At 55.7% G+C, this 10,319-nt stretch carries 10 protein-coding genes and 1 tRNA gene; 1 reads left to right on the top strand and 10 read right to left on the bottom strand.

Going from position 1 to position 10,319, the window contains the following annotated elements:
* Positions 1-68 precede the first annotated feature (68 nt).
* Complete coding sequence (locus tag QMX84_RS24670) at positions 69-1,010, bottom strand: alpha/beta hydrolase (protein ID WP_282365018.1); 942 nt, start codon at positions 1,008-1,010, stop codon at positions 69-71.
* A gap of 108 nt (positions 1,011-1,118) precedes the next feature.
* Here QMX84_RS24670 and QMX84_RS24665 point away from each other — a divergent pair, with 108 nt between their 5' ends.
* Positions 1,119-1,712, top strand: coding sequence for a DUF6436 domain-containing protein (locus QMX84_RS24665; RefSeq protein WP_282365017.1), 594 nt, complete (start codon positions 1,119-1,121; stop codon positions 1,710-1,712).
* A gap of 9 nt (positions 1,713-1,721) precedes the next feature.
* On the opposite strand, the gene QMX84_RS24660 is transcribed toward QMX84_RS24665, so the two are convergent.
* The 9 genes from QMX84_RS24660 to QMX84_RS24620 form a co-directional block, all read right to left on the bottom strand.
* Positions 1,722-1,794: transfer RNA gene (locus QMX84_RS24660), tRNA-Ile, on the bottom strand.
* Positions 1,785-3,158 (bottom strand): MFS transporter, encoded by a 1,374-nt coding sequence (locus QMX84_RS24655; protein WP_282365016.1) that lies wholly within the window; start codon positions 3,156-3,158, stop codon positions 1,785-1,787. The genes QMX84_RS24660 and QMX84_RS24655 overlap by 10 nt, the downstream gene beginning before the upstream one ends.
* A gap of 20 nt (positions 3,159-3,178) precedes the next feature.
* A complete protein-coding gene (locus tag QMX84_RS24650; protein ID WP_282365015.1) occupies positions 3,179-4,090 on the bottom strand; it encodes a 2OG-Fe(II) oxygenase family protein in 912 nt (303 codons plus the stop codon).
* Complete coding sequence (locus tag QMX84_RS24645; protein WP_282365014.1) at positions 4,068-4,955, bottom strand: 2OG-Fe(II) oxygenase family protein; 888 nt, start codon at positions 4,953-4,955, stop codon at positions 4,068-4,070. The genes QMX84_RS24650 and QMX84_RS24645 overlap by 23 nt, the downstream gene beginning before the upstream one ends.
* Positions 4,956-5,016: 61 nt before the next feature.
* On the bottom strand, positions 5,017-5,934 hold the full coding sequence (locus tag QMX84_RS24640) for a 2OG-Fe(II) oxygenase family protein (RefSeq protein WP_282365013.1): 918 nt from the start codon (positions 5,932-5,934) through the stop codon (positions 5,017-5,019).
* The gene (locus QMX84_RS24635) at positions 5,927-7,369 is read right to left on the bottom strand and encodes a cytochrome P450 (RefSeq protein WP_282365012.1); all 1,443 of its coding nucleotides are present in this window, start codon (positions 7,367-7,369) and stop codon (positions 5,927-5,929) included. Before QMX84_RS24635 ends, QMX84_RS24640 begins: the two co-directional genes overlap by 8 nt.
* A complete protein-coding gene (locus tag QMX84_RS24630) occupies positions 7,362-8,255 on the bottom strand; it encodes a 2OG-Fe(II) oxygenase family protein (protein ID WP_282365011.1) in 894 nt (297 codons plus the stop codon). The genes QMX84_RS24635 and QMX84_RS24630 overlap by 8 nt, the downstream gene beginning before the upstream one ends.
* A complete protein-coding gene (locus tag QMX84_RS24625; RefSeq protein ID WP_282365010.1) occupies positions 8,236-9,201 on the bottom strand; it encodes a 2OG-Fe(II) oxygenase family protein in 966 nt (321 codons plus the stop codon). Before QMX84_RS24625 ends, QMX84_RS24630 begins: the two co-directional genes overlap by 20 nt.
* A gap of 2 nt (positions 9,202-9,203) precedes the next feature.
* Positions 9,204-9,953: a tRNA-dependent cyclodipeptide synthase gene (locus QMX84_RS24620; protein ID WP_153335972.1), complete on the bottom strand. Its 750-nt coding sequence runs from the start codon at positions 9,951-9,953 to the stop codon at positions 9,204-9,206.
* Between the last annotated feature and the right edge of the window lie 366 nt (positions 9,954-10,319).

Raw genomic sequence — 10,319 nt, 5'->3', positions numbered from 1 at the left:
AGCTTGCCTCGCGATCATTTAACGGTCAAAAGATCGCGAGGCAAGCTCGCTCCTACAGGGGTTTTGGGTCAGAAGCGCTGATCCAGAAACGCAAAGTACTGCGCGCGAATGTCGGCGGTTTCATTGGCCAGGTGGTGACGGGCCTGAGGAATCAGCAGCACCTGCGGGTGATTGAACTTGGCGTCCAGCACCTTGAGGTTGTGTTCCCAATCAACGGTTTTATCCGCCTGGCCCTGAATCACCAAGGGCTGGCGGGCGCTCGGCGGCAAGGCCTCGACGCGGGGGATCCAGCGCGCCATGGCGCCGACCCAAGCGGTGGGCAGACGCACGGGCTGTAGCGGATCAGCCTGCAAAAACGGCATGAAGTCCGGGTCATTGGTGTTCTCGCTGAAGCGCCGCTCAATGCCTTTAACAAAGGGCCTGAGCAGGTAATAGCTGAACTTGGACCACTGCCAGTCTTTGGGTCGCACCAGCGGGGCCAGCAAGATGGCCTGGCCCTGGGCCGGGCTTTGCTCGCCGTGATGCAGCAAATGGTCCAGCACCACGGCACCGCCGGTGCTCTGCCCGATCAAGTGCCAGGGTTGCGGCAGGTTCAGCGACTGGGCCTCGATAAACAGGCCTTGCAGCGCCTCCTGGTACTGATAAAAGTCGCCGATGCTGGCGCGCTCGCCGCTCGACAGACCGTGGCCCGGCAAATCGCAGGCAATGACCACAAAACCGTGGTTCAACCCCCACTCGATCACATGCCGATACAGCCCCATGTGATCGTAAAAACCGTGGATCACAAACAGCGTGGCTTTGGGTGTGGACTCAGGCCACCACACCTGGCTGACCAAATCGTAGCCTGCGGCACTGAAGCGCCCCAACTGGCGACGGACCGGTGCTGCGCGCTGCGCAAAGTCCAGCCCGTAAAAATGCTGGTATGCCAGATCCTCACTCGATAAAGGCTGACCTGCGACCAACGGTTGTAAATGGGGGCGCAAGGACTCGGGGGAAAACGCGACAGACATAGGGGTTCCAAACAGAAGGGCATGAAGGCAGAACAGTCTTTATAGCTGACGATATTCTGCTGTCAGTTTAAGCATGGCAAGCTACGCACCCTTTCAGGAACATTCAGCATGCCCGTACCGACCCTTAAAACCTGGCTAGCCTGGTTGCTGGTGCTGACCTGCGCCGTGGGTGTGTGGGCCGCTTACCATTGGTTTGAGGGGCGTTATATCCGTGCGTTCAACGACCAGACCGTTTTGTTTGCCGGGGACGTGCTGGCCCTGCCCGCAGACCTCTCGGGCCCGGGGCCGATTCGCGTGGTGCACTTCTGGGACCCGGCCTGCCCGTGTAATGTCGGCAACCAGCAACACCTGAGCGAACTGCTGGCGACTTACGTGCCGCAGGGCGTTGAATTTTATGCCGTCCAAAAGCCTGGCAGCCAGGGCCAGTTGCCTGCCAGCCTGGGCGCGATCAAACCTTTGGCCGCCCTGCCCGGCGCCGAACACCTGAGCGTCAGCCCGGCGGTTGCCATCTGGGACCGCAGCGGCCAACTGGCCTACTTCGGCCCCTACAGCGAAGGCGCCACCTGCAACGCCAGCAACAGCTTCATCGAACCTGTGCTGCAAGCCTTGACCCAAGGCCGCAGCGTCAACGCTACCCACACCCTGGCGGTGGGGTGCTACTGCCCGTGGTCGTCGAAGCAGTCACTGCCCTTGCAGCGTTGAAAGCAATGATTGGCCGGGAAGGGCTCGAACCTTCCACCTCACCCTTATCAAGAGTGCGCTCTACCCGCTGAGCTACCGGCCAGTTAACTTATCCACAGGCTGCTGGCCTGTGTGCCCACTCCAATACCGCTGCCCTGCCCACAGCATCAAGCTGGCAACGAAACAACAAAGGGCGAGGCTGGTAAATACCCCTTGAATGTCCAGCATTTCGCCCGTGCTGCGTCCAGCGAGAATGACACCGAAGCCTGCCGCCAAGGTGATGATGGTTTTGGTCAGGCCGCTGGCCACACCCGCTACGTGCTCACCCACAACAGCTTGCGTCGCGATTAAGGTCAGCGCATTGGCGACCCCTAGAAATCCTCCACACAAGGTGACCAGCAGCAGATAGAGCCATTCGCTTTGTGCAAACGCAGCGCCCAGCAGTAACGCCGCGCTGGCGCACAAGCAGGTAGCCATCGCTCTCACTGCTTCAGATGACGGGATGCGGCCAGCAATGGGCCCACCGCAGGCCAGAAGCACCGCCGAGCCAAGGAATGCGATACCTGCTTGCAAGGGGCTCAACCCCCACACGCTTTGCAACGACAACGGCACCACAAACAGATGCACCACCGTCGAGGTATTCACCACGGCCCCGGCTAACGTCAGCATCCAGTACGGTGCATTGCGAAACAGGCAGGTCGCGATCAGAGGGGTGGCGGCGTGTTTTTCGCGCCAGGCGAACAGACTGAAACTGAGCCCCATTGCGCTGACGATCAAGACCGTTTGCGGGCTTACCCATGCGCGAGTGCCCAGTTCATCCAGCAAGAAGCCGAAGGCGACCAGCCCTACACTGACCAACAGCAACCCCAGCCCATCCACGGCTGCGCGCTCGCCTGGCAGGTGTTGCCCGGCTATTGGCCAGCAACACCCGAGTGCGAACAGCACCACGGGCACATTGATCCAGAAAATAAACCGCCAACTGAGCCATTGGCTCATTGCAGCCCCTATAAAAGGGCCAATCACCGTGGCGATGGCCCCAAGCCCTAACGCCAAGCCCATTGCCCGACCCCGACGTGCACTGGGGTACACATGGCTCAACAGTGCGAGGCCCGAGGGCATGATGCAGGCGGCGCCGATGCCCTGAAGCACACGCGCAGCAATTAGCCCGTTCAGTGTCGGCGTAACGGCACACAGTAATGACGCCAAGCCGAACAGCGACAGCCCTGTGCGCAACATACGGCGATGGCCAATACCATCACTCAAGCGGCCGGCAGCCAGCATCAACGTACCGACGCAGAGTAAATAACCACTCACCACCCACTTAACGTGTGCAACCGACGCCGCAAAATCATGGGCGATGGGCAGCAGCGCCAAATTCAATGCAAACGCATCCAGCTGAATACAAAAAATCCCGGATGAAAAGGCCAGTAATGCCAGACGTTGGGACCGTTCAGAAGTAGATTTCATGGCCACCTGCGGTTTGGCGTTCAATAAAGGCCCACTGAATGGGGTTGGTACGTCTGGTCAAGAATAGAAGTGAGGAACTGCTCAAAGTCGGCCACTAACTCAAGGCCATGCTCTGGCTTATAGGTGTAAAGGCCTTCGCACATTTGTTTGTCGAGGCTGCTGTCGAGAAACAACGCGTATGAAAAACGGTCCTCTTTGGCATGTTCAGGTCGCTGCTGCACGACCCTGTGCGCGACTGCTGCGACGGGCCTGGCTGTGTGTCGGGTCAGGATTTCCATCGCGCATCCGAAGTTGACGATAAAACACCCGGGCCGGGGGTCAATCGGGCACCAGATACCCTCGCGCAAAACCTCAAGCCCAGGCTCCAGTGAGCGCAAAACCGTGACCCAGCCGGAGTCTTTGTGAACGTTCAAGCCACGCGCTTTCACGTGGGGGCGAAAATGATTGAACGTTAACGTATGGGTACCCGCCTGGGTCATGCAGTGCCCTGTGGCTTTGAGCCAAAGGGCGCGTGGAATATCCAGATGCTTCAGTACGGCCAGCATCACCTCGATGGCCAAGGCTTTAAGATGTTGCGCCAAACTGCACAGTGCTTGGGGAAACAGCTGTTGCCAATGTGTGCTGCGTAAAAAGAATTGTTCTGTCTGATCTGCATCTCTGCAGAAATACCCTTGAAGAGGGCCGAGTTCGGTTTCGGTTTGGGTTTTAAATCCGCGATAAGCGCAGCCGCGTTGCTCGTTTGGAGGCGGGGGCAAATAAAAGTGGCGGGCGAATCGATCTCCCGCCCCAAGGTCAATTGGAGCGGTGGGCTCAACGAAGAAAAAACCGTCGAGCAGCGCCTGTTGCATGCCATTGGCCTGATCAAATTGCAGACCATGGTTGGTCAGCGTGGCTTGTTGCCAGGGGCGATTACACGCGGGAATGGAAGGCATAGCCCATTCCTTGCGCTTTTTGCACTGAAAAGGCTCTGAACGACTGATGCCTGTCCAAGGCGCCCGATGGGTTGTATTGATAGAGGTCCATATCAAAGTCAGGGCCCATGTACACCGTGAATGACGACCGATCCGGCGCCTGCGCTGAGGGCCGGGTTTCTATTACGCGGTGCAAAACAGCCCGGCCAGGCAAGGGCAAATGGGCTGTCAGGATTTGATAGGCGTCGCCCAAGTTGACGATAAAACAGCGTGGCTCCAGTGCAACGGCTTGCCACACGCCTTTGTGGAGGATTTCGAATCCTGGCTGATCGGCTGCGATCAAGGTGATAAAACCGCTGTCAGTGTGCTCTACGATCCCCAGCGTGCCTCTGACACAGGCACGGTAGTGGTTGAGGGTCGTGTAACACAGGCTTGTCTCGTCCAGCGTGGCCCCGGTGATGGTTGCCCAGTGCTCCTTGCGCACCTTTGAGGCCTCAAACAAATGACGCAAGACCTGTACCGTCACGATTTTCATGGCCTCCAGTAACTGGGTTACAGGCAATGCAAAATACTCGTGCCACAGATGGCTCTCGATTTGCAGTTGTTCGACCTGATTGGGGCGATCTTCATAGCCTAACTTTGAGCGTGGGTGAGCATGCTCACGATGGCCGCGCATTCGATCCAGAGTGTCTAGCCGGGGTTGATAAAAATTACGGCACAACTCAAAGCCCGGGTTCAGGTCTACACCCTGCGGGATTTCCAGCAAAAATGCGCCAAGGCTCAGTGCCTGTTCAAGCGTGCTCTTGCTGAAGGCCAGGCCGTGGTGGGTCAAACGTGCTCGGGGCAACGCTATCGCACGGGGTTGATCGGCTGCGGATAAGCTCATGCTACCTCCACTGAAGCGTCCAACGTTGGATATCAGGGCCTGTGGATAACCTTGCCCGTTGTTACAGCGTGTGTGTCCTGTCGTAGGTACGTGCGACTTCCTGCTCGGCAAAGTCCGCCACGCTTTGCAGCACCACAGCCCGGCCACGACGGTATTGGTAGATAGTGCCGTCGAGCGCCGAGTCGAGAAAAAGCGCATATGAGGTTCTTTCGCGTCCTGGCTCACGGGGTTCGAGTTGCGCAACGCCGTGAATATTGGCCCTGACGGGTGTTTCAAGCCTTTCGGTCAGCACCTCGAAGGAACTGCCGAAATTGATGATGAAGTAGCCTGGTACCGGGTTGATCGCCCGTATCTGCCCGTTAATCCACGCATATAAGCCGGGCTCGGTAGAGCGAAGTACCGTCACCCACCCCGAGTCGCGGTGAAATTTGCAGCCGCGAGCCTTTTTTGACGATCGAAAATGGTTGAATGCCAGCATCTGATGCCCGCCGTTTTCGCTCAGACCTGACGAAATGCAAGGCCAGTCGCGGACCGGGAGCTTGAGGTGGGCCAAGGTGCTGCGCAGCACACTGATGCCGATGGCTGCCATTTGAGTACCCAGTATCGCCACCGATTGGGGTAACAAGTGCCAATTGGCGCGCTCGATGTAGAAGTTTTCCCATTGATCGTGGGGGCGGTCGAAATAGCCCTGATAGAGCCCGGGCACGTCCATGTCGAGAAAGCCGTTTTGGGGCAGGTAAAACTGCTGTGCCAATTGATCAGCGGCCGTGCACAGCAAGTCTTGGGGCATTTTCAGCAAAAAGAAACCTTGCTCAAGCCCACGGGCAAACCCATTGGGTGAATCGAAGACCAATTTCGTGCCCGCAAGTCGTGCCCGCTCCAGAGCACAGGGCGGGTACATGGCCTGTGCGTGGGCCTGATGCAACGGTGAAGGCAATGTCAGGCTGTCCCGGTAGGTAGCAGTGTGGCGATTAACCATCGTTCTGATCTCCACAGTGTTTGGGGCGCAGGGTCAATACGCCTGGCTGTGCGGGCTTGGGCATCGCGCAATGGCGGCGCAGACTGAGGTCGATACCTTCGCTGCTGACCTCAAAGCGGCCATAAAGCTCACGTAGCAACAATCCTTGAATGTTGACTGAGAACAGACGGCCTGGGCATTTGCGTGGGTTGCGCCGGGTGTTGAGCATGCTGAACGAGTTGATGTCATAGCGATTGCGCGCCAGCAGTGAGGTGCAGAGTGTGTGAGCTGTATCGTCCTTTTTTTGCAGTGCCAGAATATGGGTGACATCGAAAGCTTCAGGCTGGATAAAAATGTGAGGATCTCTATTCGCCTGCCAGCGGTCCAGCCACAACTGGGTGTCTTCGGGGACTAGCACGCGCTGACCTGCATGTTCGATTTCGCACGGCTTAAGCGTCCGTCGCCAAAGCGCTGTTGGGTTGGAGCCTCCTAGACGCAGCGCTTCCATAACCGCCAGATCAATAACGTTTGGTGCTTGAGTGCAACTGTCTGAGGCCGCTAACAGGACCTCACGTTTAACGTGGGCAGAGGTCTCGATGTACGCCAGCGACCACAACAGGCTAAGCGCCGTAGTGTCATAGGTTGCAATGATGATTGTGCCGATCTCCAGCGCCCGCTCCGTACTCAGGGTTTCAATGTTTTTTCGGGTAAAAGGCAGCGCCCAAAGGGCGAAATGGCCAAGGATCAGGTTGGTCAGGGGCGCTTGTTCAATGGCGTCGAAGTTGGTGAGCAGCAGGTCTCTGATGAACGGTTTCAAGGCTTCATGCTGCTTTAGCGCGAGCCTGTCGTCATGACTAATGACCTTGGAGGCCTGTTCGAAGAATCCGCTGACCACGTCCCTGAACCGATCGTCTTGCAGGTACTGGTCCAGGCTTTTTATCGTGCAGTCCAGGATGCCTGGTAGATAGCTATCAACTTGACTGACCCACAATAAGGTCAATTTCTCCATGCACATCGGAGTGCGCGGGCATTGGTACAAAAAGACGGCTGCCAAACGACGAATATCGTCTTTTATGCTGTCGATAAAACGCTGACTCCCGAGCACATGCTCCACTGCCCGACGTTTTTGCGAGCGCAATGGGTCACTGATGTGCAGTGAGCCCAAAAAGCCACCGAACAACTCATGATTGGCATCGGTTGAGGGCGCAAGGTCTTCATCATTGAATAGCGCGCGATTGTCCATCTGATAAAGCGCCAGTTGTTCGCCCATCCAGAAACTGCAAAGGCCGCCTGACTGTTCAGCGCAGTGACGAATTCCGCTGACCTTAAAGTACTCAGTGGCGGGCAAGCCTTGCACAGAGGTTGCAATGTGGAACTCGTCGCCATGCCCGCGCACGGGGCAAGGTCCTGGATGATGCGCAATGAGTCCGGCAAAAGGCGGGCATTGTTTATTCATTGGGCGTGCCCTGAGTCTGTTCAGAGAGGATGCCGAATGAGGCATGCCGGTCTTGCCAGGTGCGCTCGTTGAATCGACGAAGGAATGCTTCAGCACTCATCAGCCGTCGCAACTCGCCCAAAGGCTGCACTTCGTAGAGGTCAGCGCTGGCGGGAGGATTTAGGAACGTGGCAAACGAGAAGCGGTCTTCTTGTCCCGGCAGCGCCGCGCACTCGCGCACGCGATGCTTAATGGCTCGAGCCGAAAGCGGCAGTTGCGCACTGAGTAATTCAAGGCACGCGCCGAAGTTGACAATGAAATACCCAGGTTCCGGTTCAATAGGCTGCCACCCCCCGTCGATGAATGCCTCAAGGCCTGATTGGCGGGTGTACAGCAGTGTCACAAAACCGGTGTCCTGATGTTCTGCACAGCCCGGCAAATGGCGTTCGGGACGGTAATGGCTCGCGGCAAACCAATGGGTGCCCAGGCCTGTCACTGCGCCACCACTGGCGGTTGCCCATAGCGCCTGAGCCACTCCAAGTTCGCGCAAGGCTGACTGAAGAATCACCTGGCCAAGCGCGTCCATTGCGAGCACCATTTTCACCACGGCACCTGGCAGGCGTGTGGCCCAGCGCGTTTTATCGACTAACAGATGTTCAGTCTGAAAATGTTCGCGATCGAAATAAATATCGGTCTGAGGACGGAAGCCGCGATAGCGAGTGGAAGACGTGGCGGGTAAATAAAACTCGCGGCACAGTTTTATGCCCGGCTCAAGATTTAACGTTTCCGGGATTTTCAGTAAAAATAAACCTTGCTCTATGGCCGCGCGTAAACTGAATGGCGTTTTAAATAGTAAAGAGTCTTGATAAATAATGGCACGCTGCATATTAATCTTGTGTGTTTTCATTTTGCGCGCCTCCTGCATTGACAGTGCCTTGGTAAATCTCCTGGTCATTATTGTTAATTAATTCTCGAGCATTACAGATGCGTTCCAGGCCCCGTGTTGGGTAATAAGAAAAGATGCCGTGGTCATGGGGTATAAAGTTACTGGAACTGAAGTGCCCAAAACTAATGCGGTCTTGGGCTTGGTGCGTTACTCGATGCAAGATAGCAGCCACTGGCGAATCGCAATGAGCCGTTAACCACTCCATTGACAGCCCGAAGTTGATCACGAATGTATCAGGCGCACATTTAACTGACTCCCAACGATCAAGGCGGTTTACCTCAAGTCCAGGTTGAGTGGTGCGCAGAATTGTCAAAAAACCATCATCTTTGTGCGAGCTCAACCCCGCCTCTGGTAACTGCGCGCGGTAATGGTTGAAGGTCAGGTGATAAGCCCCAGCGCCTTGTGAGCAACAGCCAGTGGCTTGAGGCCAGAGGTGTTTCGGTATGCCGGCGTAGTCCAGTGCGGCGCCCAGGATCAGCCGGGATACTTCGGTCATTTTCTCGGCTATCCGGGTAATTTCAGTTGGGTAATAGCGACTCCAAAACCGGCGTTCCAGCAAAAACTGCTCAATCTGGTCGACGCGCTGATGGAACCCCAGCAGTTCATCGTCAAACTGGTTGGCCCTAATGTTTTTGAAATGCCCATACGGGCTGGCATCTCCCCGGTAAAACTCGCTAGCGAATTGATCGGCGGCCGTGATGTCCAGTTCTGCCGGGATAGTCAGTAAGAAAACGCCGTCGGCAAACGCTTGACGCCGATCCTGATCATTGGCAAACCCCAACCGGCCGCCTTCAATCCAGGTACAGACCAATTGAGCGGTTGTGCCCACGGGGCGCGTATCGACACGTTTGTGGTAAAGCTCGCTGTAGAGCTGGCCCGCTGAGGTTGGCCTGGTTGAGTGGCGCATATTCACCGTCCTTTGAGGCACAGAGAAACGATGGTCAGCGCCTTGAGTTCATCAGGAGCCTGGGGGTGTAGACCCTGAGCTATCTCCGATAAGGTGCTGAACGAGCCGGGGTAGATCATCACGCTGTGCCCCTGCTGCTGCAGGCAGGCAAAAATGGCGAATTCTTCAAGAAAGTACGCGGTCGAAAAACCGACCTTGCGTGCCCATTCGGCAGGGGTCGAGGCTTCCAGCCTTTTACGCAAGTAGTGCTCAGCGAAACATTTGACGGACTGACTGAACGCGGCGTCGGCTCGATAGAGGTGCGTGAGTTGAGCATGCAAGTGCTGATAACTTGCCAGGGCCTGAACCCCTTGGCAGGTGATAAAGCGAAATTGTGTGAGCGCGCGAAAATGCTCAAATACGGGCTGGCTTTCACCGACAAAACGCTTACCCAATTGCAGGGCTGTGGTCAGCGCTATAGAGGGATGCATGTCATGTACAGACTGGAGGGTCAGGCGGTGAATGCTGTCTCCCACCAGCACAGTGCACTGGGTAAAACGCCGCGAAATCCATTGCACAATGCTCGCCAGTTTTTCGGGCTGGAAATGACTGTTTTCGAGGCTGATGCCTAAAAAACAATGCTCGGATAACTCAAAATTATGTCGATGCTCCCCCGGTGATACTGATGCTATTTTTGCTTTGTATTTCAAATTAATAGAAGTGCTGCTCGGAACACTACAGACGCCGGAAATATTATTTAAATCGTGCGACATACTGACTCCTTGCTCAAGTATCGACGGTTAGTGTTCGAACTTGTTGGTGAGTTATAGCCGAATTGAATAAATAGACATGACGCAATAGCTGTTTCTAAAAATTGATATCTATAAATGTTATTTGAGTGATTTATTTATAATTGCAGGTGCGGTAATTCGCAACGTCTTACTATGTAGTACATTGCCAATTATTTTGTATGAATTAACCTACACATATGCAAAGGGTTGTTATCAAGCCGCATTTGCAGGCCTGCGCTGGGTTAACTGTAGGAGCGAGCTTGCTCGCGATCTTTTAAACGATCAAAAGATCGCGAGCAAGCTCGCTCCTACAGGAGGTTTGGGTTAGTTCAGTGCGTAATTCAGCAC

Source organism: Pseudomonas sp. PS01297, from assembly GCF_029959305.1.
GTDB lineage: Bacteria > Pseudomonadota > Gammaproteobacteria > Pseudomonadales > Pseudomonadaceae > Aquipseudomonas > Aquipseudomonas helleri.
Note: the sequence above shows the minus strand (reverse complement) of the source record. Positions and strands in the feature narration are given on the sequence as shown.